Origin of the sequence: Salinibacterium sp. ZJ450, assembly GCF_011751885.2 — a bacterium.
Taxonomy (GTDB): domain Bacteria; phylum Actinomycetota; class Actinomycetes; order Actinomycetales; family Microbacteriaceae; genus Ruicaihuangia.
Genome location: NZ_CP061771.1, coordinates 2,551,419 through 2,574,017, shown reverse-complemented (window position 1 = coordinate 2,574,017; position 22,599 = coordinate 2,551,419). Strand labels below are relative to the sequence as shown.

Genomic DNA, 22,599 nt, shown 5'->3' with positions numbered 1-22,599 from the left:
TCAGGAGCCCCCGAGCGCGCCGGGGACAGGCCCGGCGGGGCGCCTTCGCTGGTTCCCGCCGGTAGGCTGACGGCAGGCCCCGGTGGCCCAATTTGGCAGAGGCATGCGACTTAAAATCGCAGAGTTAAGGGTTCGAGTCCCTTCCGGGGCACTTCTTCGGCGTTGACGCAGCTGAGGTCTGCCGTTTGGTTGTTGGCGGGGCGCGCGAAGGACCGAATGCCAGACCTCACCGCTGAGTGGTGAACTTGAGCTAGTTCGCGGGCTCGACGAAGCGCACCCACGCCCACGTCGCCAGCATGACCGCTCCGGATGCCGCGGCGAGCAGGAAGGCGCCGACGATAAGCGGCACCTGGCCCGGCATCAGCACCAGCGCGGCAAGGGTCACGATCGCGAACGTGGAGGCCGCCCAGACCGGCTTCGACCAGGCGTAGACCAGGCGACCGGGCAGGGCACGGATCGGCAGGGTCAGCAGCACCACCGAGCCGAAGCCCGCCAGGCAGATCGCCGCAAGAGTCTCGCTCGCCACCGACGCCCAGAACCCCTCAACATCCCCGAGCCCGGATCCCAGTGCCCACGCGCCGGACGCCAGCAGGGTCAGCACCGCCAGCTGCGCCAGCCCGATCATCGCGCGCGACAGCCGGGGAGCGGCCAGCGGCACGGTGGCCGCGATGATGATGCCGAGGATCACCGGCGGTTCAATCCCGATGACGCGGGAGGCGAGGGCGGCCAGCGCCGCTAGTGCCAAGTATCCGGGCACGAACCGCAACCAGGTCTGCGCACCCAGCCAGCGGCCGCTGAGCCAGGAGCTCAGGGCGATGCCGACTCCGTTCAGGATGACAAGGCCCAACCCGATCGAGGCGACCAGGCGCAGGTATCGGGGCTCCGGCTGGATACCTCCGGACAGCGCGGCGAGCACCGCCATGCCCACGATCGAGCCGGCCACCACGACCCAGGGCTTCACCAGTGGGCTGTCGTCGTCGTCGTCGGCGGACACCGCCTGATTACGTCCGGTCAGCCGCACCCGCCAGCGCAACCGGTCGGCCACGAGCGGGTACAGCGCCCGCAACGGCAACGCGAAGAGCAGGATGAACGCCAGCGCCAGCAGCGGCGCGATCAGCCAGTTGCCGCGCTCCAGCATCTGCTCGAACGTGGGGATCTCGGCGCCGAACCAGGTGGGCGTGCCCCAGTTCGATCCGGGCAGCGGCCCGTCCGATGCCGACGGGTCAGACGGCAGCGCTGGTGGCTCGGTGGCATCCGGGGTCTCGGAGGGAACCGGGACCGGAACAGGTGCGGGTGCCGGCGCAGGAGTGGGCTCCACGGTCGGGCTCGGCGTCTTGGTGGCACCCGGTCGCGGTGTGGCCGCGGCCGGACCGAACGCCACCGTCACCGGCGCGCTCACGGAGCTGTAGTTGCCAGCCGCGTCGCGTTGCAGTGCCTGTATCGCGTGGCTTCCGACGGGGATGCCGGCCACCTCGCAGCTCCAGTGGCCGGCGACGACGGTCACCGAGCAGAAGCGCTCCTGGTCGACGAAGACATCGACCGTGCCGCCCGACTCACCCGTGCCGGCGAAGGTGACCGCCGGGGCATCGATGCGCGTGCCGGCTGCGGGGGAGGTGACCACCGGCGGTTCCGGAGCGGTGCGGTCGATGATCACGGTCATGGGTCCCGACGCGCCCGAGAAGTTGTCCGTGCCGGGTTCGCCCTGCCGCGCCGTCGCCGTGTAGGTTCCGTCGGGCAACGACCCAGAGCTGCCCAGCGCGCACGACCAGTAGCCGTTCGGCAGCACTGCGGGGCAGTCCTGCGAATACGCCGACGGCCCAGACAGCGTCACCCGGATCGCGGCGTGCGGGTAGCCGATTCCGCTCACCAGTCCGGTACTGCGCACCGGCTCCGGGCCGTCGATCACGGGCGGGCCGAGCACCTTCACCGTGGCGGTCGCCGAGTCGACGACGGCTCCGCCCGGGTTGGTCTCGTCGAACTGCAAGGTGATCGCGCCGTTCGGAACGCTTGCCGGGCGGCACTCCCAGGCCCCGCCCGCCACCACGGTCTGACAGATCGGGTCTGCGGTGGCGGGGCTGGTCATGCGCACCGTCACGGTGTGACCGGTCGTGGCGGTGCCGGCCGGGGCGATGGAGTTCGCGCCCACGAACGAGGCGGGAGCGGTGACGGTGAGCGAGTCGGGGTTCACCGACGGGCTTGGTGACGGCGTGGTGAGCGGCTGCACTGTCTCGGTGCGCCCAGTCTCGTCCGGCGACTCGGTGGTGGCGTACGCGGGGCCGGTAGCACCCACAAAAAGCCCGACGAGGGCCAGAAAAGCCACCAGCCGGGCGAGCGCGTTCACACCCGACGGGCGGGTCGAACGGATCGGGTCGTTCGCGACGTAAGGGTGCACCGTAGCGTCTACCCTAGGTGCCACGACCCCGGCGGTCGAAACGCCGAGTCGTAATGAGACGGACTTTGCCGTAACAATTCGGCAACGCGCACGCTGCACACCCCAGCTCAGACCGTCCGACGTCGCAGCGTGATGGAGCCGAGGGCGATCGCAGCCACCGCGAACGCCACCACCGCCGCCAGATGCCACAGCACCGTCTCGGTTCCGTTCGGGTCGGTCGACACCGAGTTCAGTGCCGAGATGGCGTGGGAGAGCGGTAGCCAGTTCGAGATTGCCTCGAGCGGCTCTGGCATCTGGTCGCGGGGGACCAGGATGCCGCCGAGCAGGATCTGCGGGATGACGAACGCCGGCATGAACTGCACGACCTGGAACTCGGTGTTCGCGAACGCGCTGGCCAGCAACCCCAGGGTCGTGCCGAGCACGGCGTCGGTGACGGCGACGAGGATGAGCAGCCAGGGCTCACCCTGCACCTCCAGCCCGCACACCCAGACCGCATAGGCGACCGCGATGGAGGCCTGCGCCACGGCGAGTAACCCGAAGGCGAGCGTGTAACCGGCGATGAACTCGAACTTGCCGAGCGGCATCGCCAACAAGCGCTCCAGCGTGCCGCCGCGGCGCTCGCGAAGCGTGGTGATGCTCGTGATCAGGAACATGACGGTGAACGGGAACAGCCCGAGCATGGCGGGCCCCACCTGTTCGAACACCGGGGTGTTCACGAAGATCCAGGCCATTAGCCCGAGCAGCAGGCTCGGCACGAGCAGCAGCAGCACGATGGTGCGCGGATCGTGCCGGATCTGGGTAAGCACCCGGCCGGTGGTGGCGAGGATGCGGCGAAGGTTCATGCCGCCCCCTCGGCCGGCTGCTGGTCCCGGCGGGCGATGAGCGTGAGGAACGCGCTCTCTGCGTCGGTGCTGCCGGTGCTCTCGAGCAGACCCGCCGGGGTCTCATCGGCCAGGATCTCGCCTGCCCGCATCAGCAGCAGTCGGTCGCAGCGGATGGCCTCGTCCATCACATGGCTGGAGACCAGCAGGGTGTTGCCCTGCTCGGCCAACCGGCGGAACAGGGTCCAGAGCTGCACGCGTAGTACGGGGTCGAGGCCGACGGTCGGCTCATCGAGCACCAGCAGCTCCGGCGCACCGAGCAGCGCGGCCGCGAGTGAGGCCCGGCTGCGCTGGCCGCCCGAGAGTGAGCTGACCAGCTGCTCGGTCTGGCCGGCGAGGTCTGTCTCGAGGATCACCCGCTCGATATCCGACTTCGGCGCACCGAGCACCGCCCGAAAGTACGACAGGTTCTCGCGCACCGTCAGGTCGTCGTAGACGCTGACGTCCTGGGTGACGTAGCCGATGCGGTTCCGGAGCGCCGGGCTGCCGGCGGGCAGCCCGAGCACGCTGACCTGCCCGCTGACCCGGCGCTGCACGCCCATGATGGCGCGCATCAGGCTGGTTTTGCCGCTGCCGCTCGGCCCGAGGAGTCCGACCAGGCTGCCGCGGGGCACCGTCACGGTGACGCCTCGCACGGCGCCGACGGAGGATCCGCGGTCGACGGTGAGATCAACCGTGGCGATCGCGGCATCCGAAATATGCTCCATGTCGTGAACATTGGCCCGACCGTCACGGGGTGTCAAGGGATGCCGGCACGCCCCTGCTGGGCAGCCGATCAACACCCCGTGCAGCCCGCGAGTCTGCTTTGAGTGTGATGTTAACCGGCGGGAGGTGAGTGCCACTCCTTTATAGTTTTGGTATGGAAATCCTCATCGTCATCGGCATCATCGTGCTGCTCGTCGTCATCATCGGTATCTACCTGTGGGCGACCTACAACTCGCTGGTGACGCTGAATGTTCGGGTGGACGAGGCATGGAGCGACATCACCGTGCAGCTGAAACGGCGCGCCGACCTCATCCCGAACCTGATCGAATCGGTCAAGGGCTATGCCGCCCACGAGAAGTCCGTGTTCGAGAATGTGACCAGGGCACGCGCGGAAACGCTGTCCGCGCAGACGCCGGGCGAGGCATCCGCTGCTGAGAACCACATGCACCAGGCGCTGAAGTCGATCTTCGCCGTCGCCGAGGCGTACCCGCAGCTTCAGGCCAGCCAGAACTACCTGCAGTTGCAGGGCGAGCTGGTCGACACCGAGGACAAGATCCAGGCGTCGCGTCGGTTCTACAACGGCGGGGTGCGAGAGCTGAACACCAAGATCAAGATCTTCCCGAACACCCTGTTCGTGCGCGGCCTCGGCTTCGGCGAGCGGGAGTTCTTCGAGGTCGACGATGCCTCCGCGATCGCCGAACCGCCCCGCGTGCAGTTCTAGTTCAGCATCCGGTGTGACCCCGCGATCGGCTCTGATGAGCCGAACGGCGACCACACCTCTCTCGTAGAAAAGCGACCATGTATAGCGCCATAGCCCGGAACAAGCGGAACACCGTTCTGATCATGCTGCTGTTCCTGGTGATCATCGCGGCGCTCGGCTTCCTCGCCAACTACCTGTGGGGCGGCGGCGACTGGACGATCTTCATCGGCACGATCGTCGGCGCGCTGATCTACGTGCTGATCCAGTACTTCGCGGCGGGCCGGGAAGCGGTCGCGCTGAGCGGCGCCCAGCAGATCACCAAGGCGGACGACCCGCGGCTGTACCGCACCGTGGAGAACCTGGCCATCACGCTCGGGATGCCGATGCCGAAGGTGTACATCATCCACGACGCCGCCCCGAACGCGTTCGCCACCGGCCGTGACCCCGAGCACGCGATCGTCGCCGCCACCTCCGGGCTGCTCGAACTGATGACCGACTCCGAGCTCGAGGGCGTGATGGCGCATGAGATGGGTCACGTCAAGAATTACGACATCCGGGTGACCACCATTGTGTTCGGCATGGTGGTGGCGATCGGATTCCTCGCCGACATCCTGCTGCGCATGTCGTTCTTCGGCGGCAACCGCAATAACAACAACAGCAACCCGATCGTGCTGGTTGCCGGAATCGTCGCCATGCTGGTGGCGCCGCTCGTGGCCACCATGGTGCAGGCCGCCGTGTCCCGCGAGCGGGAGTACCTGGCGGATGCCACCGGCGCACTCACCACCCGCCACCCCGAGGCGCTGGCCAGCGCCCTGCACAAGCTCGGCGAGTACGGCCGGCCGATGCGCCGGCAGAACACGTCGATGGCGCACATGTGGATCAGCGACCCGACCAAGCCCGGCATCGTCGACCGGCTGTTCTCCACCCACCCGCCGATCGGCGACCGGGTGCGGCGGCTGCTCGGCAGCATGGACAAGTTCTAGCAAGCGAGCTAAGTTCTAGCTGGCCAGCACGCGGCCGATGAACTCCAGCACGGCCGGATGAGCAGGGTTGATCAGATGGCCGCCCGACACGAGCACCTTTCGCGCGTCGGGAAGCGCTTCGGCCAGCCGGTCGTTCGCCAGCCGCAGCGGCACGGCCGAGTCTTCGGCGGAAACCAGCAGGGTCGGCTGCATCATCGCCGCCAGTTCCCGCTCGGTGATGACGAGTGGATTCTCACTGAGGTCAAGACCCTGGCCGGTCAGCTCCGCCAGCACCGCCGGGCTGGTCTCGGAGAACATGTGGTGCAGCTCCCACGGGAATGACTCCCAGGCCTCATCTCCGAGCGCCAGCCGAAGCACAATCTCCGCAGCGGACTCGGGATGCTCAGCGGCCACCTTCAGGATGCTGTTTCGCAGCTGGCCTGCCCACTCGGCTGCCGCGGGGTCCAGAGAGAACACGGCCGGCTCAAGCAAGACCAGCGCCTGAACCCGATCCGGATGCCGGTGCGCGAGTTCGAGCGCAATGAGGCCGCCGGTGCTGCGCCCCACGACGATCGCGCTGCGCGCCGAGAGAGCGTCGAGCAAGCCAACCGCGTCGGCGACGTGCTCGGCCAGATCGAGCGTCGCGGGTGGAGGAGACGGTGCGCTCCGAAGAAAACCCCTCCGGTCGTAGGTGATGCACCTGCCGTAGGCGCTCAACTCCTCCGCAGCGTCTTCCCAGAGCATCGCGGAACTCGGCGTTCCGTGGATGCCGAGCAGGGCGGTGCCGTGACCGCGCTCTTCGTAGTAGAGCTCATTGCCGTTCACCGTGATGCGGGGCACGGCGCCAGCATACGGCCGGTTCAGGGCAACGAGAAGGGGCGTTGGTCGGCGGTCGCCCGCCGGTAGCGTACGGTTGACTGGCACCGGCGCCATTCAGGCGCCCGAGCGAAAGGGCAGAACTATGGCTGACAAGTCGCCCAAGAAATCGTCCGGCAAGACCGTAGCGGCGAAGACGCTGAAAGAGAAGCGCGCCGACAAGAAGACCAAGGGCATCACCCGTGCCGGCAACGACATCACCGACTCGGTGAACAAGAAGCGCTAGCCACTCGGCTAACCCCCGGCAGGCGGCCCGCTCAGGCCGCCGGCCGGCCGTCACGCCAGCCGATCGGCAGGCCGAGGCTGGCCACGGTGTCCGGTGAGGATGTCGCATCCGACCCTTGCACGGCCACCGCATCGACCGCGGCGGCGGCGGTGACCGCCTGCACCCAGCGAGCCGTGTCGTCGGGCTTTCGGCCGGCGTCGACCGCCAGCCAGATCTGGTCTGCGGCGATCCCAGCAACGGATGCCGCCCGCTCGGCCGCATCGCGGGCGCCCGGTCCGAGCCCGAACGCCACGAACACGCTGTGACCCGCCGCCACTCCGGCCGCTCGTGCCGCCAGCGCCGTGCGTCGGTCCTCGACCCGGTTGGTGCCCACCAGGCTGCCGCCCACATGCACCGCGGGGGCGTTCGCGGCCGCCGCCAGTGACCGCGCCACCACGAACGCGTCCTGCTCCGCGCCGACGACGAGCACCAGGTCGCCCGCCCGGCGCAGCGGACTCGGCGGCGCCACCGAGGCTGCCGCGGCTGCGGCTGAACCGAGCGCCGCGGCATCCTGCACCGCCCGACCGGGAAGACCCGCCAGGCCAGCCGCCGACCCAGCCGCCTCCACCGCCACGTCCACCGCCGACGCGGTGGTGAAGGTCAGGTCGTCCATCAACCGGGCGAAGTCGTCGGTGCCGGTCGACACGGCGGGGGAGGGTGCGTCACCGCGCAGTTGTGCCTCCGCGGCATCCGCTTCATCAAGCAACGCGGCGATGCCCACTCTGGTCGACACGTCCAGCAGGCCGGCGTGGACTGCCCGGCGCGGGCGGTCGCCGATCTCCACGGTCACCTCGTAGTACTGGCGGGCGAGGAAGCCCCGGATGCCGCCGACGGTGACCTTCTCGGCGGCGACGATGCGCGCCGCGGACCCGTGCTCGGCGAACACCCGCGAGGTGACGTCATCGAGGCTCTGACCCTCAAGCTGCAATCGTCTCTGCACCGCGCACCACCCCCACCGTTTCGATGTCGACCGCCGCGGAGGTGACCTCCTGGTAGGACAGCACCGGCAGGCCGCCGACCTGCGCCGAGACCAGGCGGCGGATCGCCGGACGCAGCGCCGGGGCACAGACCAGCACGGCGCTGACGCCGCGTGCCTGGACCTTGCCGACGGACTCCTTGAGCGAGTGCAGGATCTGCTCGGTGCGGGACGGGTCGAGCAGGATCTGCGTGCCGAGCTCGGATGGCCGCATGTTCTCGAGCATGCTCTGCTCCAGCGTCGGGTCGATCATGATCACCCGCAGCACGGTGCCGTCGAGGTGCGGGGTGAGCAGCGCCGGGCCAAGCGCCAGCCGGGCCGCCTCGATCAGGGCCTCCGGATCGGTGGTTACCTTGGCGCGCAGCGTCAGCGCCTCGTAGATGCGGGACAGGTCGTTGATCGGCACCTGCTCGAGCAGCAGCCCCTGCAACACCCGCTGCACCTCGGCGAGGGTGAGTAGCCCGGGCACGAGTTCGTCCACCGCGGACGGGTTGACCGTCTTCACACCCTCGGTGAGCACGCGCACGTCTTCCCGGCTGAGCAGGCGGGCCGCGTTGCCGGTGATCACCGACGACAGGTGGGTGACCAGCACCGACACCCGGTCGATCACGGTGGCGCCGGTCATCTCGGCGCTGTGCCGCATCTCGGCGGGCACCCACTTGCCGGCGAGCCCGAATACCGGCTCCACCGTGGAGGTGCCGGGGAGGGCGTCGAGCGAGTCGCCGAGCGCCAGCACCTTGCCGGAGGGTGCGACCCCACGGCCGGCCTCGACGCCGGCGATGCGGATCACATAGGTGGCGGGCGGCAGGTCGACGCTGTCCCTGGTGCGCACCGGCGGCACCACCACGCCCAGCTCCATCGCCACCTTGCGGCGCAGCGCCTTCACCCTGGCGAGCAGGTCGTCGGATGCCCCGGACACGACATCCACCAGGTCGGGCGCCAGCAGGATCTCGAGGGCGTGCACCCGCATCTGCTCGATCAGGTCTTCGGTGGTGTCGGTGCGCGGCGCCGCGATCTGCGCCACCGCCTCCTCTTTGGCCTTCGCCTGCTCGGTGGCCTTGATCCGTTGCGACGCGAACAGCAGCAGCGCTCCGATGATCACGAACGGCACGATCGGCATGCCGGGGATCAGCCCCATCACGATCGCGGCGGCGCCGGCGATCATCAACGCGTTGCGGGACTGACTGAGCTGCGCCGAGGCGGTGGTGCCCATGTCGGATTCCGCGTTCGAGCGGGTGACGATCATGCCGGTGGACACCGCCATCAGCAGCGCCGGGATCTGGGTGACCAGGCCGTCGCCGATGGTGAGCAGCGCGTAGGTTTCGAGGGCCTCGCCGATCTCCATGCCGCGCTGGATCATGCCGATCGCGACGCCGCCGACCAGGTTGATGATGATGATGATGATGCCGGCGATGGCGTCGCCCTTGACGAACTTCGAGGCGCCGTCCATGGCGCCGTAGAAGTCGGCTTCGGCCGAGACTTCGGCGCGGCGTTCCTTTGCCTGCACGTCGGTGATCAGGCCGGCGTTCAGGTCGGCGTCGATGGCCATCTGCTTGCCGGGCATGGCGTCGAGGGTGAAGCGGGCGCCGACCTCGGCCACCCGTTCGGCGCCCTTGGTGACCACCACGAACTGGATCACGACGAGGATCAGGAAGATCACGGCGCCGATGATGATCGAGCCGCCGACGGCGATGTGCCCGAATGCCTCGATCACCTGGCCGGCGTAGGCGTCGCCGAGCACCAGCCGGGTGGATGCCACGTTCAGACCGAGTCGGAACAGGGTGGCCACCAGCAGCAGCGACGGGAACACCGAGAAGTCGAGCGGCTTTCTGACGAACATGGTGGTGAGCAGGATCACCAGCGCCAGCAGGATGTTGAGGATGATGAGCACGTCGAGCAGCGGTGCGGGCACCGGCACGACCAGCAGCATGACAATGCCGACCACGCAGATCGGTACGGCGAGCTTGGCGAGATTTCGGTTGCGATTCATGTCACTGGACTCCTGACATCATGCGGCGGTTTTGGTCATGGTGTGCACGCCTTGCGCGGCGCCTCGGGACTTGAGGGCCAGCACGAAGACCAGCACGCGCGCGACGGCGCTGTACAGCTCGACGGGAATCTCCTGGCCGATGTCGCAGGCGCCGTGCAGGGCGCGGGCGAGCGGGATGTCGCGCACCATCGGCACGCGGTCGGTCTCGGCTTGCTCGCGGATGCGGGCGGCGATCGCGTCGGAGCCCTTGGCGACCACGCGCGGGGCGGCCTTGCCCGGCTCGTACTTCAGGGCGACGGCCACGTGGGTGGGGTTCAGCAGCACCACGTCGGCCCCGGATACCGCGGCGATCATCCGGTTGCGGCTCATCGCCAGCTGACGGGCGCGACGCTGCGACTTGATCAGGGGGTCACCGTCGGCGTTCTTGTTCTCGTCCCTGACCTCTTTCTTGGTCATGCGGGTGCGTTTGCGGTTGCGCCGCATCACCACGAACAGGTCGGCGGCGGCCAATGCCAGGCCGGCGATCACGCCGACCTGCAGCAGCGCCGCTGCGCCGCTGCCGGCGGTGTCGAGCAGGGAGGACACCGGCAGCCCGCCCGCGGTCATCAGCACCGGCAGCATGCCCTGCACCACTACGACGAGCACCAGGCCGATCAGGGCCGTCTTGATCAGCGCCTTCGTGCCCTCCCAGAGCGCCTGCATGCCGAACACGCGTTTCACGCCGTTCACCAGGTTGAACTGTTCGACCTTCGGGGTGAAATTGCGGAAGTGGATGCCGCCCTGCGCGGCCGCGCCGATCAGCACGGTCAGCGCCACCACCACGAACATCGGGGTGAGCGTGCCGGCGAGTGAGCCGAATGCGTCGCTGAGTGCCTTCAGCGCGACCGCGGGTTCGGGGGCGCCGATGATGGCGCCGATGTCGAAGACCTGGTCGACCGCGGCATCCGTTCCCAGTCCGATCGTCAGCGGCAGCATCACGGCGGCGGCGCCCACGCCCAGCCACGCGGTGAGATCTTGTGACTTCGACAGTTGACCCTTGGAGCGCACCTCCTTCATGCGCTTCTGGGTGGCGAGCTCTGTGCGTTCTTCCGAGGTGTCGCTCATTACCTCACCCCCATCAGCAGGCCGGTGGCGTCATCGGTGAGGCTTGCGACGATGCCCGGCAGCGCCACGTACACGACCACGGCGAAGATCAGGGTGACCAGGATTTTCAGCGGGAAGCCGAGGGCGAACGCGTTGAGGGCGGGCGCGACCCTGGTGAGCAGGCCGAGGCCGACATCGGCCAGGAACAGCACGACCAGCAGGGGACCGGCGATTTGCACGGCCGCGAGGAACATCTGGGTGACGCCGCTGGTCATCGCCTCGACCGGGGCGCTGAGGTCCATGCCGCCGCCGAGCGGCAGCGCCGTGAACGTGCGGGTGAGGCCGGCGATGATCAGCTGGTAACCGTCGGACGCGAACAGCAGCACCAACGCGGTCATGTGGAACAGGCGGGTGAACTGGGCGCCGTTGACCATGGACTGCGGGTCGAAACCCTGCGCCATCTGGAACCCGCCGAACATGTCGATCAAATGTCCGGCGCCCTGCACCGCCGAGAAGACGAGCATCACCAGGAAGCCGAGGGCGGCGCCGACCACCACCTCGAGCACCAGGGCGCCGAAGAATTCAACCGTGCCCAGCGACTGGTAGCCGGCGGTGACCTGCGGCGACACCGCCAACGCGAGCCCGATGCCGAGCATCGCCTTCACCCTGACCGGGATGGCGTTGTAGGAGAACGGCGGCGCGATCACGAGGAACGCCACCATCCGCACCCCGGCGAGCATGACCGCTTCCAGCCAGGCGAGATCCAGCGAGAACTGCACGTCACCCGCCCCCGAGCAGCCCGGGGATCTTCTCGAACAGCTGGTGGGTGAATGCCACCATCTCGGAGATCATCCAGTGTCCGGACACCACCAGCGCGATGCTGACCGCGACCGCCTTCGGCACGAACGAGAGGGTGACCTCCTGGATCTGCGTCATCGACTGGAACAGCGAGATGGCGAAGCCGACCACGAGGGCGGTGATCAGGATGGGCGCCGCGAGCTTGGCCGCGATCAGCAGGCCCTGCAGGCCGATGTCGAGAACCGCGTTGGTATCCATCAGCCCACCTCGTATCCGGTGATCAGCGAGGTGATGATCAGGCCCCAGCCGTCCACCAGCACGAACAGCAGGATCTTGAACGGCAGTGAGATCATCACCGGCGGCAGCATCATCATGCCCATCGACATCAGCGCGGCCGAGACGACAATGTCGATCACCAGGAACGGCACGAAGATGACGAAGCCGATGATGAACGCGGCGCGCAGCTCGGAGATCATGAACGCCGGGATGAGCGTGAGCAGCGGCACATCGGCGGCGCTCGCCGGGTTGTCCTTATCCGCCGCCCTGGTCATCAGCGCGAGGTCTTCCTCGCGGGTGTGCGCCAGCATGAAATCACGCAGCGGACCGGATGCCGCCTCCAACGCGTCGGTGAAGGTCATTGCGCCGTCCAGATACGGCTGCACGCCCAGCTCGAACACCTCGGTGAGCACCGGGCTCATGATGAACAGCGACAGGAACAGGGCAAGCCCGGCCAGCACCTGGTTCGGCGGGATCGACGGCAGCGCCAACGCGTTGCGGGTCATCGCCAGCACCACGAAGATCTTGGTGAACGAGGTCATCATCAGCAGCAGCGCCGGGGCGACCGACAGCAGGGTGATGCCCACCAGGGTGACGATCGCCGCCGAGGGAGCCCCGTTCGGTCCGTTGATTTCCACCGTGAAGTCGCCGCTTTCCGGCGCGGTCGGGTCGGTGGGCGGAACAGGGTCGATCGGTGCAGCATGCCCGGCCAGCGCGGGCAACAGCGCGAACGCCAGCGCGACGAGAACGGTCAGGGCGGCAAGGAGGGCGAGCCTCCCGGCCTGGGAAGTCCGCGACCGGGCGGCGGTCACCGCCGCTGCCGCAGCACGTCGGCCGTCTGCTTCCACGTGTGTGGGGAGAGGATCGAGCCGCCGAGGGCGTTCGAGGGTCGGTCACGGCGCGGGCGCAGCAGGGCAGGGGGAGAGTCGGATGTCGCGGACGCGGGAATCGCGGCATCCGCAGTGGTATCTGCACTGGCATCTGTACTCGGCGACGCGGACACCTGACGCATCGAGCGGGCGAACTCCTCGGCCGGGGTCGGCTCGCTCGAGAGCGGAACCGGGGTGGCGGTGCCGGTTTCGGCGTGCAGCACGTTCACCGACTGCTCGGTGACGCCCAGCATGAACTTCTTGCCCTGCAGCTCGACCACCACCACCGAGGCCTTGGCACCGAGCCGCTGCCGGCCGATGACCCGGATCGGCGTGGCGACATCCTTGCCGCGGCTACCGCGGGTCATGCGGCGCTGCATCACCCAGAGCAGGCCGAAGACCACCCCGAGCGAGAGCAGCACCCGCAGCGCGAGAAGCAGGGTGTCCATGTCAGGCCAGGCCCTCGGTGACGTCGAGGATCTGGGTGATGCGCACGGCGTAGTCCTGGTCGACCACGACGACCTCGCCGTGGGCGATCAGCCGGCCGTTGAGCAGGATGTCGGCGGGGGCGCCGGCCGAGCGGTCCAGCTCGATCACCGCGCCCGGTTCCAGGTCGAGCACGTCGCGCACCGACATCCGGGTGCGTCCGATCTCGACGGTGAGCGCCATCTCCACGTTGTTGATGCGGCCGAGCTTGTCGGCAACGCTGCGCGCGTCGGCGGTGGTGGGGGTGGCGGTGCCGCGGGTGCCGGTGGAGCGCACGCGGATGGCGAACCAGCCGCCGGTGACGCCGTCGGCGGTGAGCTCGAACACCCGGCTGTCGGCGTCGGCGAACAGTGCCGACGCGTCGTCGATGCGCGCCTCGCCGAGCACGCCGGTGCCGAACACGCTGGCGGCGTTCTCCAGCGCGGGCCGCAGCACATCGGCGGCCGAGACGAGGGGTGAGTCGGTGCCCGCTGCGGCGGCGAGGGCTTCCGCGTCGTTCAACACCACGGCGAGGTCGGCCGATTCGGCGCCCACGAAGGTGGCGACGGTGGCGGCGTGCACGGCGCCGGCGGCACGGCTGCGGTCGGCCTGCAGCGCGGTGAGCGGAGTCTGGCTCGGCAGCAGCGCGATCAGCGCGTCAGCGGCTGCGGCGTGAGGGGTGGTCGTCGTGCTCATCAGGAGTTCTCCTCTGTCAAAGATTCGGTGGGGGCGCCGTCGCCGGAGGGCGAGCTGACCACGACGCAGGCGAGCCTGGAGCCGTTGGCGCCGACCGCGGCGCGGGCGAGCGGCTGCCCGTCGACCGCTAAATCCAGCGGGCGGTGGCGCGGGTGGGGGATCGGAATGAGGTCGCCGACCGACAGGTCGAGGATCATGCCCGGCTTGACCTTCGCCGGCGCCAGCTGCAGCGACACGTCGACCGGCACGCTCACCAGCTGCGCCTGCATGAGCAGTCGGGCGTTCGCGGTGGTGCTCATCGGGTTGGTCTCGCCGAGTTGCGGCAGCAGCGCGTCGGCGGGGATCGCCAGGGTGGCGCTGGTGGTGTTGTCTCCAACGCGGATCTCGAACGAGGCGACGATCATCAGGTCGGTGGTGGCGGCGGCCTGGGCGAACTGAGAGTTGTAGTGGATCGTGTCGACCGAGATCGGGGTCACCAGCAGTGAACCCAGCGAGTAGCGCAGGTCTTCCAGCGCGTCATCCATCAGCTTGCGCACCAGCGCTTGCTCGATCTGCGTGAACTTGCGGTTGGGTGCGGGCTGACCGCCGTTGCCGCCGAGCATGTATCCGACCCAGGTGAGCGCCGCCGAGGTGGCGAACTGGATGACCGCCTTCGCGGTGTGATTCTGCAGCTCGCAGAGCACCATCGCGGTGGTCGGGGGCAGGGAGGCCGCGTACTCGTCGTAGGTCAGCATCACCACCTGCTCGGAGGTGACGTGCGACACCACTCGCACCTTGGCGGTGAGTTGCGTTCCCCACTGGCGGGCGAAGGTCTCGATCGCCAGCTCGAGCACACGGGAGTGCTCGCGGGCGAGCGTCGTCGGGCGTCGGAAGTCGTACACTTCGACCGACTTCGCAGACTCCGCGTTCAACCGTGTGGGCGCGCTCGTACGCGTGTGTTCCTGGACCGTCACGACAGGAACTATCGGCAGTCGCCGCCGCGCCGTTAGGCAGGGCTCAAACCGAGTACTAGCGCGCGGCGAGCTCCGCGCGCAGCGGCCAGTTCTGGCCCTCGAGGATCACTTGGGCGCTCACGCCGGTGGCGCGGTTCACCACGATCGGAGCCATCAGGTTCATCGTGGTGGCCTCGTCCGACGGGTTCGCAACCACGAGCACCGCCGCGTCTTCCGCGGTCGCCAGGCCAAGCGCAGCGCTCTGCTCGTCCGAGATGACCGGCGTGTAGTCGGGCAGGTACACGGCGGCATCCAGCACGAACAGGCGGATGCCGGCATCCTGCGTCGCCTCGAGGGCGTACAAACCCTCGGCGCCGTCGATGTCGGACAGCGTGAAGTCCACGAACGGTGCGAAACCGGGCGGGGGAGCGAGGAAGGCGAGCGCGGTCATCGGAGGAAGTCCATCAGGGTGGGCTGCAGCACCCGCGCGGTGACGGCCAGGGCGGTCTGGTACGAGACCTCCTGCAGCTGCAGGTCGAGGATCACCTCGGCGATGTCGATATCCTCGACGCCAGCGCGCTGGCCCTCGAGTGAAACGGTCCGTTCCATGTGCGTCTCCTCGGCTCGCAGAATTTGGGCGTGCCGGGTTCCGACAATGGCCTGCTGTTCGCGGATGTTGGTCATGTGGGCGTCGATGGCGCCAAGCTGCGGGCCGATATTGGTGCCGCCTGTAAGCTCGGCGGCGATCTGATCGACCAGGGCGAATACCGATCCGGGCCCGGCACCGAATGTCGCGGCTCCGTCGGCGTCAACGCGGATCGTAGAGTGCGCGGAAATGCGCCGCTCGACAGTCGCGCCGGTCGCTGCATACGCGTAGGACGCGGCATCGAACGCGGTGGCCGCATCAGAGTTCCCGGCGAATACTGACCGGCCCTGGTACTTGGTGTTGGCCACGTTGAGCAGCTCAGCCTTAAGGCCCTCGAGCTCGGTGACAATCGCCTGTTTCGCGGTGGGCGACATTGCTCCGTCGTTCGCGCCCTGCACCGCGAGGTCGCGAACGCGGTTCATCAGGGTTGTCGTGGTTCCGAGCGCGGAGTCGATCGTGGTCAGCCAGCCAGTGCCGTCGTCGATGTTGCGGCCGTACTGCTCGGTGGCACGCTGCTCGGCGCGGATGCGCAGCGAGTCAGCCGTTGCAGTCGGGTCATCCGACGGCCGCGTGATGGCCTTCTGGCTGGATGCCTGCTCCTGCAACCTCGCCAGAGCCGCCATGTTCGTCTGCAGGTTGCGCTGTGCGTTCTGCATCATCATGTTCGTTGTTGTGCGCGTGATCATCGACTACCTCCCCACGATTCCGGTGCGGTTGATCAGCGTGTCAAGCATTTCGTCGACCGCCGTGAGTACCCGCGCGGCGCCCTGATAGGCCACCTGGAAGGTGAGCAAGTTCACGTTCTCCTCGTCCATATCGACAGAGGCGTGGGCCAACTGGATGTTGACGGCGGATGCCGCGGACAGCTCCGCGAGCGTCGCCTGCTGCAGGTTGCTGCGGGTGGTGATTCCGAGAGACGTGACGAAGCCGGACCAGACGACGTTCGGCGAGCCGGCGGCGGTGCTGGTGCTCAAATTGCCGATCTTGTCGGCCACGGAACCATCGAGGACGCCGCCGCCCGACACACCGGTCGCAATCGTGGAGGCGTCGGTGGGCAGTACAGCCAAGGTTGTGGCCGCGGAGCCGACAGTAAAGGAGAAGAAATCGCCGGTGGCGCCGCCGGTGCCCGACTGGGCACCGTTGTGGAGTGTGTTGACCGCAAAGGCCAGCTTCTCAGCGAAAGCGTCGTACGAGGCTGCGGCCTCGGCCAACACGCCACCGGTGCCGGCGCTGGCCGGGGCGAGCGTCGACAGCGCGCCGGCGATCTCCCCACCGTCCAAGGAGACGGCAAGGCCGGAGTGAGCCCACTGAAGTTTCGGGGGGTCCGCCGAGAGGGTGCCGAACACGTGCGTGCCGGTTGCTTGAACTGCCCGGAAGCTGTCGCCCGAGACGATCGCGTTGCCACCGATCAGCACCTCAACGGTGCCGTCGGCGAGCTCACGCGCGGTGCCACCGGCGAGGGCGGCAATCGTAGTCGTGAGGCTGCTCCGCTTGTCGAGCAGCTCGTTCACCGAACCGCCGGCCTGCAGGGTGGACCGGATGCGTCCATTCAGGTCGGCGACCTGGGAGGCCGCATCGTTCAGCTCGGACACCATGCCGTCGGTCTCCCGGCGCACCTGCGACCACTGATTCTCAACTTCGCGGTAGCCGCTTGCGATTTGCGAGACGAGCACGCCCGCCTGCTCGAGTAAAACGCCCGCCGGGGCGGGTTCGCCCGCGGCATTCGCGACATCCCCCCACGCGGCGAAGAAGTCCTGCAGTTGCGTGGAGAGTCCATTCTCGCCAGGCTCCTGAAGCGTCGACTCGAGCGACGTCATCACGTTGGCCCGCACCGCCCAGTAGCCCGCTGTGCCGGCGGTCGACCGCACCCTGGCATCGAGGAACACATTCCCCAGCCGGGCCACGCCGTCAACGCTGACCCCCTGGCCAACGGTGACCGGGCCAGCCAGCGGGCCCACTGTCGCGAGCGAGCCGATCGACGACGTCGTCACGCGCTGCCGGGTGTAGCCCTCGGTGTTGGCGTTGGCGATGTTCTGCCCGACTACGTCGAGCCCCTTCCGGGCGGCGACGAGGCCGGTGTATGCGGTGTTCAGTCCACTGAACGTGCTCACTGTCGTGTCCTTAAAGGGTCTTGTCGACCAGCCTGGCGCTGGAGAGATCGGAATCGGAAAGACCGCTGGCGCTGTAGGTGCCGGCCTCGGTAGTGAGGTGGGCGAGCGTCTCCTGCGTCGACCGTGACGCCGCCCGCAGGAACTGCTCGTTGACATCGCGAAGATGCCTGATCTGGCCGGTGAGTTCTGTCATCGCTTGCAGATGCGCGGTGAAAATGTCGGCCCACGGCCCGGCGGGAGCGTGCACGACCAGGTCGCGGAGCGTGGCGTTGTCGTCGATCGCCCATTCGCGAGCGAGAGATGACACCGCGACGGTTCGCCCGAGGCCGGCTTCGCGCAGCCGCTCGAGTACCTGCTCGACCTCGCGGGTGGCGTGGGGGAGCCAGCGGGACTTGCCCGCGGTCAACAGCAGCTGTTCTTCTTCGAGTTTGAACAGCAAGAGCTCAAGCAGCTCGCGTTCGCGCCAGAGCAGTGCGGATAAGTCTTGCGCGCTCACGTTTCTCTTCGCTCCTTCGGGTGGATAACTCGCTGGCATGAACTATCGGCAACGCCAACCGCAACGTTAGTGGCGGATCCTGAGTGCTGAATACGACTCGCATCCAGTTCCCCCCATTGGGGGGCGCCCCGTACTGGGGGCGGCTCGTTCGTAGAATCAATCTCCGCGGTTTGGCAACATGTCATGTGGGGGAAAGACGCGAGAAATGCTCTCGCACGCTGATGAGGGGGGAACGTGTCGGCTTACACCGAACTATCGGCACGCAACCGCCGCTCGTTACCCAACAGTGCTTTCCTGCCGACCCCACATCCCGCCCGCAGCTGCCCACAGCACACACACCCGACCCACCGAGCCGCGGACCCGAACGCGTCGATTTCCATACACAACGCGCACAGGGGTCCAGCTAGTGAATCGTGTAGAACGCAACATAATCGTCGTCGACAATCTCCCGCTGGTCGGGTACCTGGTCGCCGAAGTGAGCGCCAGGGCAACGCACCTCTCGCGTGACGACCTGGCATCGGCCGGCGCAGTCGCGCTGATCACCGCCGCCGAGGCATACAAGCCGGAACTGGGCATTCCATTCGGCGCGTTCGCGCGCAAGCGAATTATCGGCGCGTTCGCCGATGAGATGCGAGCCGGTGACTGGGCAACACGTGGTGCCCGTCGCCGGATCAAAGAAACCGCGGCGGTGCAGGAAACGCTGACCGCTGCTCTCGGCCGTCGCCCGTCGGTCGACGAGATCGCGGCCGCGCTCGGCGTCGATCGCGCCGAGGCCACAGCTGGCCTGTCGGATGCCGCACGCACCGTCTCCACGATCGATGACACGGTCGCCGAGTTCCTGGTCGCCGACACCGCACTGCCCGAAGATGACGTGCTCACCGCAGAGAGGCTCCGCTTCCTGCGCGCCGCGGTCGAGGCGCTGCCCGAGAAGATGCGATTCATCGTGACCGAGGTCTACTTCAAGGATCGCCCGGTGAAGGACATCGCTGATGAGCTCGGCATCACGCACTCCGCCGTCTCGCAGCAGCGTTCCGAAGCCATCCGCCTGCTGCGCGACGGACTTGAAACCCACTACGCGGATGACGCGGAGGCCGTGCACACCCCGACCTCGCGGGTGTCGGCGGCCAGCCGCAGCGCCTACCTGTCGCGGGTCGCCGACAGCACCGTGCGCGGCTCGGTGAGCGGTACCACCCGCTTCGGTACACAGGGTGTGCGGAGCGCCGTCGGCTTCTGACCGGTGCCCGGCGGAGAATCGAAAAATTCTTCCGCATCCGGCTAACGCCGGCGTCGCGGCTGCCGATAGCTCATGGTGTCAGCCCATGGATGGGCCGGCGTTCAGACCCAATCACGGAGGAATTCATCATGGGTATGCAGATCAACACCAACATTGCGGCGCTCAACGCTCACCGCAACCTGTCCAACACGCAGAACGACCTGTCGAAGTCGCTCGAGAAGCTGTCGAGCGGTCTGCGTATCAACCGTGCAGCGGATGACGCGGCCGGCATGGCGATCTCCGAGGGTCTGCGCTCGCAGGTCAACGGCCTCACCGTCGCCGCCCGCAACGCGCAGGACGGCATCTCGGTCATCCAGACCGCGGAAGGCGCCCTGACCGAGGTTCACTCGATCCTGCAGCGCATGCGTGACCTCGCTGTTCAGGCCGGTAACGACTCGAACAACGCTGACTCGCGCCTCGCGATCAAGACCGAGTCTGACGCCCTGTCGGCCGAGCTCACCCGTATCGGTGCCTCGACCAACTTCAACGGCATCAAGCTGCTCGACGGAACCGCGACTGCGCTCACGTTCCACGTCGGTGCTGGCGGAGTTGCCGCTGAAGACCAGATCGCCGTTGACCTCTCGGGCGCCAACACCACCGCGGTGGGCACTGCCACCGCTGCGCTGACGTTCGACACGGCGGCAAACGCCGCGGCCAGCATCACCGCCATCGACGCGCAGATCAAGACGATCTCGACTGCTCGCGCCGACCTCGGTGCCGTGCAGAACCGCTTCGAGTCGACCATCAACAGCCTCAACGTCTCGCGCGAGAACCTGCAGGCTGCAGAGTCCCGCATCCGCGACACCGACATGGCTGCCGAGATGGTCAACTTCACCCGCGCGAACATCCTGTCGCAGGCAGGCACCGCGATGCTCGCTCAGGCGAACCAGTCGAACCAGGGTGTGCTGCAGCTCCTCGGCTAGAACCTAGCCATGCTGTAGCGAACGGCGCCTGGTGGCGGCCGAGCGGTGAACTGGACCTCGCCGCGCGGCTGCCGCCAGGCGTTCGCAACATCCACGGAACACAGAACCAACACGACACAGAACCAACGAGACACAGGGGAGCACACATGGCAATCTCACTGCCAGGCCTTGCCAGCGGACTCGACTCCGCGGCGCTCATCAGCTCCCTCATGCAGATTGAGGCGATCCCGCAGACGCTGATCAAGAACCGGCTCAGCGAGACTCAGACCATGGTGTCGGCGCTGCAGGCGCTCAACACCCGGGTCGCGAGCCTTGGCGAACTTGCCGAGAAGGCGGCGAAGCCCGCCTCCCTAGACCTCTTCACCGCGACCAGCAGCTCTGACAAGGTCACCGCGACGGCCAAGACCGGCGCCGCCGCCGGTTCGATCGACATCGTTGTCGACCAGCTCGCGCAGCGCCAAGTCACCGTCTCCGACGCTGTCAGCGCTTGGAGCGAACCAAGCTTCACGATCGACGTGAACGGGACCGTCACCACGATCAACGCCGCCTCGACGTCGCTCGATGATGTAGTCGCCGCGGTTAACAGCGCCGACACGGGTGTCACCGCAACGAAGGTCTCGGCTGGGGGAGGCCTCTATCGCCTTCAGTTCAGCTCCGAGGAAACAGGCGCCGCGAACAGCTTCACCATCAGCACCGCTGGGCTCATCGAAGTAAGCGCGGCTCAAGACGCGTCAGTGAAACTGTGGGCGGGAACTCCTGCCGAGCAAGTCATCACGTCGGCCAGCAATACATTCACCGACCTGCTGCCAGGCGTCGACGTAACTGTGTCCGCGGCATCCGCCACTCCGGTCACCGTCTCTGTCGCCCGCGATACCGCACAGACCGCCAAGGTCGCCGAAGACCTCGTCGCCTCGCTGAACGCAGTGCTCTCATTTATCTCAGCGAATTCCGCGGTCTCGAGCGGAGCGACCGGCGCCACCAAGGGTGGCATCTTCACCGGTGACAGCACCGTTCGCGACGTGAGCCGGCGCATCCTTGAGGCCGCGACCAGTCCCGTCGCCGGCCGCTCGCCGTCTGAGATCGGCATCGTTATCACCAAGGACGGCAAGGTCGAGTTCGACGCCGAGAAGTTCCAGCAGGCGCTGACGGATGACCCCGCCTTCCTCGAGTCGGCGCTGCAGGAGATCGCGTCCCGGCTTGAGGTCGCCGCCACCGACCTGTCCGATAAGTACGACGGGCAGATCACCTCGCGAATCACCGGCCAGGAGTCGGTGATCGACCGGATGAGCGACCAGGTCATCGAGTGGGACCGTCGCATCGACACCCGCCGCGCAACACTCGAGCGCACCTACGCTGCCCTCGAAGTGCAGATGAGCGCCCTGAACTCGCAGTCCGCCTATCTGGCCTCGCAGCTCGCCTCACTGCCGAAGCCGGGCAACAACTCATGACGATGATCGCGAACGCCACCCAGAAGCGCGCCCAGCTGAACCGCGAGGCGATCCTCTCGGCGACCCCTGCGCGCCTGCTCACCATGCTGTACGACCGCCTGCTGCTCGATCTCGGCCGCGCCGAAGCTGCGCAGCTCGCCGAACAGTGGCCGGTGGCATCCGAACAGCTGCTGCATGCCCAGGCGATCATTGCCGAACTGACCTCGTCGCTGAACGTCGAGGCGTGGAACGGCGGGGAGGGTCTGCGCGGGTTGTACGCCTATGTCTCGACCTCGCTGGTGAACGCCAACGTGAACCGCGACGTCGAACGCACCCGCGAGAGCATCGCACTGCTGGAACCGCTGCGTCAGGCCTGGCATGAGGCGTCAGCAGCCCAGCCGGCTCATGCCGCCCCGCGCACCACAGGAACACTCGGCTTTGCCTAGAGCGCACTACGACCAGCAAGCCTGGGAAGACCTACTGCAGCACCTCGAGGCGGTCGCTGCCGCGGCATCCCGCGGCGAGCCCGAACCTATGCCCGAATCCTGGTCGCCCCCGGCCGACCTCGGGCCGCTGCCTGCGGAGCTCGAAGCGCGGGCGTGGCGCCTGCTCGACAGCCAGCATGCCGCGATCTCGCGACTTGGTGACGAGCAGCGCGCCGTCGCCCGTCACCTCTCAGCGGTTCGGGCGGTTCCGGCAGCACAGGATGCCGGGCGCTCGGTGTACCTCGACGTCACCGGCTGAACCGGAATCCGAGAATTCCCTAACGATCGGCGCGACGCTGCCGATAGCTAATGGGGACGAGCAGGGATCGCTCACCGAGAGGCCAGGGATCGGCCGCCCCGTTACGACGAAGA

At 67.7% G+C, this 22,599-nt stretch carries 25 protein-coding genes and 1 tRNA gene; 9 read left to right on the top strand and 17 right to left on the bottom strand.

All coding sequences use genetic code 11. The features are described from left to right. Nucleotides 1-76: 76 nt before the first annotated feature. Nucleotides 77-151: transfer RNA gene (locus HCT51_RS12425), tRNA-Leu, on the top strand. Between the two features lie 99 nt (nucleotides 152-250). Here the strand turns inward: HCT51_RS12425 and HCT51_RS12420 are convergent. The 3 genes from HCT51_RS12420 to HCT51_RS12410 all read right to left on the bottom strand — a co-directional run bounded on the left by HCT51_RS12420 (nucleotide 251) and on the right by HCT51_RS12410 (nucleotide 3,980). Next, nucleotides 251-2,392 carry a hypothetical protein gene (locus HCT51_RS12420; RefSeq protein ID WP_166878312.1) on the bottom strand — a complete coding sequence of 714 codons (2,142 nt, stop codon included), beginning with the start codon at nucleotides 2,390-2,392 and terminating at the stop codon, nucleotides 251-253. A 107-nt stretch (nucleotides 2,393-2,499) separates the two neighbouring features. After that, a complete protein-coding gene (locus HCT51_RS12415; protein WP_166878308.1) occupies nucleotides 2,500-3,234 on the bottom strand; it encodes an ABC transporter permease in 735 nt (244 codons plus the stop codon). Further along, on the bottom strand, nucleotides 3,231-3,980 hold the full coding sequence (locus tag HCT51_RS12410; RefSeq protein ID WP_166878305.1) for an ABC transporter ATP-binding protein: 750 nt from the start codon (nucleotides 3,978-3,980) through the stop codon (nucleotides 3,231-3,233). The genes HCT51_RS12415 and HCT51_RS12410 overlap by 4 nt, the downstream gene beginning before the upstream one ends. A gap of 152 nt (nucleotides 3,981-4,132) precedes the next feature. On the opposite strand from HCT51_RS12410, the gene HCT51_RS12405 reads away from it, so the two are divergent. Both HCT51_RS12405 and HCT51_RS12400 read left to right on the top strand, forming a co-directional pair. Next, nucleotides 4,133-4,699, top strand: coding sequence for a LemA family protein (locus HCT51_RS12405; RefSeq protein ID WP_166878302.1), 567 nt, complete (start codon nucleotides 4,133-4,135; stop codon nucleotides 4,697-4,699). Nucleotides 4,700-4,776: 77 nt separating this feature from the next. After that, on the top strand, nucleotides 4,777-5,661 hold the full coding sequence (locus tag HCT51_RS12400; protein ID WP_166878299.1) for a M48 family metalloprotease: 885 nt from the start codon (nucleotides 4,777-4,779) through the stop codon (nucleotides 5,659-5,661). Between the two features lie 15 nt (nucleotides 5,662-5,676). Here the strand turns inward: HCT51_RS12400 and HCT51_RS12395 are convergent, their stop codons facing one another. Continuing rightward, nucleotides 5,677-6,480 carry an alpha/beta fold hydrolase gene (locus tag HCT51_RS12395; RefSeq protein ID WP_166878295.1) on the bottom strand — a complete coding sequence of 268 codons (804 nt, stop codon included), beginning with the start codon at nucleotides 6,478-6,480 and terminating at the stop codon, nucleotides 5,677-5,679. A 121-nt stretch (nucleotides 6,481-6,601) separates the two neighbouring features. Between HCT51_RS12395 and HCT51_RS12390 the strand changes: the two genes are divergently transcribed. Further along, nucleotides 6,602-6,742, top strand: coding sequence for a hypothetical protein (locus HCT51_RS12390; protein ID WP_166878292.1), 141 nt, complete (start codon nucleotides 6,602-6,604; stop codon nucleotides 6,740-6,742). Between the two features lie 31 nt (nucleotides 6,743-6,773). Here the strand turns inward: HCT51_RS12390 and HCT51_RS12385 are convergent, their stop codons facing one another. Genes HCT51_RS12385 through flgN form a run of 13 tightly spaced genes read right to left on the bottom strand, consistent with a single transcriptional unit; the run spans nucleotide 6,774 to nucleotide 18,119 of the window. Then, entirely contained in the window at nucleotides 6,774-7,721 is a 948-nt protein-coding gene (locus HCT51_RS12385) for a hypothetical protein (RefSeq protein WP_166878289.1), read from the bottom strand. Then, a complete protein-coding gene (locus HCT51_RS12380) occupies nucleotides 7,699-9,747 on the bottom strand; it encodes a flagellar biosynthesis protein FlhA (RefSeq protein WP_166878286.1) in 2,049 nt (682 codons plus the stop codon). Before HCT51_RS12380 ends, HCT51_RS12385 begins: the two co-directional genes overlap by 23 nt. An 18-nt stretch (nucleotides 9,748-9,765) precedes the next feature. Next, complete coding sequence (locus tag HCT51_RS12375) at nucleotides 9,766-10,851, bottom strand: EscU/YscU/HrcU family type III secretion system export apparatus switch protein (protein WP_166878283.1); 1,086 nt, start codon at nucleotides 10,849-10,851, stop codon at nucleotides 9,766-9,768. Beyond that, nucleotides 10,851-11,609 carry a flagellar biosynthetic protein FliR gene (locus HCT51_RS12370; protein WP_166878280.1) on the bottom strand — a complete coding sequence of 253 codons (759 nt, stop codon included), beginning with the start codon at nucleotides 11,607-11,609 and terminating at the stop codon, nucleotides 10,851-10,853. Before HCT51_RS12370 ends, HCT51_RS12375 begins: the two co-directional genes overlap by 1 nt. Before the next feature lies 1 nt (nucleotide 11,610). Further along, entirely contained in the window at nucleotides 11,611-11,886 is a 276-nt protein-coding gene (fliQ, locus tag HCT51_RS12365; RefSeq protein ID WP_166878277.1) for a flagellar biosynthesis protein FliQ, read from the bottom strand. After that, complete coding sequence (gene fliP / locus HCT51_RS12360) at nucleotides 11,886-12,752, bottom strand: flagellar type III secretion system pore protein FliP (protein WP_166878274.1); 867 nt, start codon at nucleotides 12,750-12,752, stop codon at nucleotides 11,886-11,888. Before fliP ends, fliQ begins: the two co-directional genes overlap by 1 nt. Beyond that, nucleotides 12,713-13,222 carry a FliO/MopB family protein gene (locus HCT51_RS12355; RefSeq protein ID WP_166878270.1) on the bottom strand — a complete coding sequence of 170 codons (510 nt, stop codon included), beginning with the start codon at nucleotides 13,220-13,222 and terminating at the stop codon, nucleotides 12,713-12,715. Before HCT51_RS12355 ends, fliP begins: the two co-directional genes overlap by 40 nt. Before the next feature lies 1 nt (nucleotide 13,223). Then, nucleotides 13,224-13,934, bottom strand: a complete 711-nt coding sequence (fliN, locus tag HCT51_RS12350; RefSeq protein ID WP_166878267.1) for a flagellar motor switch protein FliN — start codon at nucleotides 13,932-13,934, stop codon at nucleotides 13,224-13,226. Next, nucleotides 13,934-14,887, bottom strand: a complete 954-nt coding sequence (locus HCT51_RS12345) for a flagellar motor switch protein FliM (protein WP_224760475.1) — start codon at nucleotides 14,885-14,887, stop codon at nucleotides 13,934-13,936. Before HCT51_RS12345 ends, fliN begins: the two co-directional genes overlap by 1 nt. A gap of 55 nt (nucleotides 14,888-14,942) precedes the next feature. Beyond that, nucleotides 14,943-15,317, bottom strand: coding sequence for a flagellar assembly protein FliW (gene fliW, locus HCT51_RS12340; protein WP_166878264.1), 375 nt, complete (start codon nucleotides 15,315-15,317; stop codon nucleotides 14,943-14,945). Continuing rightward, nucleotides 15,314-16,198, bottom strand: coding sequence for a flagellar hook-associated protein FlgL (gene flgL, locus HCT51_RS12335; RefSeq protein ID WP_166878261.1), 885 nt, complete (start codon nucleotides 16,196-16,198; stop codon nucleotides 15,314-15,316). The genes fliW and flgL overlap by 4 nt, the downstream gene beginning before the upstream one ends. 3 nt (nucleotides 16,199-16,201) lie before the next feature. Beyond that, nucleotides 16,202-17,623, bottom strand: coding sequence for a flagellar hook-associated protein FlgK (gene flgK, locus HCT51_RS12330; RefSeq protein ID WP_166878258.1), 1,422 nt, complete (start codon nucleotides 17,621-17,623; stop codon nucleotides 16,202-16,204). 10 nt (nucleotides 17,624-17,633) lie between these two features. Further along, on the bottom strand, nucleotides 17,634-18,119 hold the full coding sequence (flgN, locus tag HCT51_RS12325; RefSeq protein ID WP_166878255.1) for a flagellar export chaperone FlgN: 486 nt from the start codon (nucleotides 18,117-18,119) through the stop codon (nucleotides 17,634-17,636). A gap of 406 nt (nucleotides 18,120-18,525) precedes the next feature. Here flgN and HCT51_RS12320 point away from each other — a divergent pair, with 406 nt between their 5' ends. From HCT51_RS12320 to HCT51_RS12300, 5 genes are all read left to right on the top strand, one after another. After that, entirely contained in the window at nucleotides 18,526-19,353 is an 828-nt protein-coding gene (locus tag HCT51_RS12320; protein ID WP_166878252.1) for a sigma-70 family RNA polymerase sigma factor, read from the top strand. Between the two features lie 128 nt (nucleotides 19,354-19,481). Continuing rightward, entirely contained in the window at nucleotides 19,482-20,315 is an 834-nt protein-coding gene (locus HCT51_RS12315) for a flagellin N-terminal helical domain-containing protein (protein WP_191413612.1), read from the top strand. Nucleotides 20,316-20,461: 146 nt separating this feature from the next. Continuing rightward, the gene (gene fliD / locus HCT51_RS12310) at nucleotides 20,462-21,763 is read left to right on the top strand and encodes a flagellar filament capping protein FliD (RefSeq protein ID WP_166878248.1); all 1,302 of its coding nucleotides are present in this window, start codon (nucleotides 20,462-20,464) and stop codon (nucleotides 21,761-21,763) included. Continuing rightward, nucleotides 21,760-22,188 (top strand): flagellar export chaperone FliS, encoded by a 429-nt coding sequence (fliS, locus tag HCT51_RS12305; RefSeq protein ID WP_166878230.1) that lies wholly within the window; start codon nucleotides 21,760-21,762, stop codon nucleotides 22,186-22,188. Before fliD ends, fliS begins: the two co-directional genes overlap by 4 nt. Further along, entirely contained in the window at nucleotides 22,181-22,486 is a 306-nt protein-coding gene (locus HCT51_RS12300) for a hypothetical protein (RefSeq protein WP_166878227.1), read from the top strand. Before fliS ends, HCT51_RS12300 begins: the two co-directional genes overlap by 8 nt. Nucleotides 22,487-22,599: the final 113 nt, after the last annotated feature.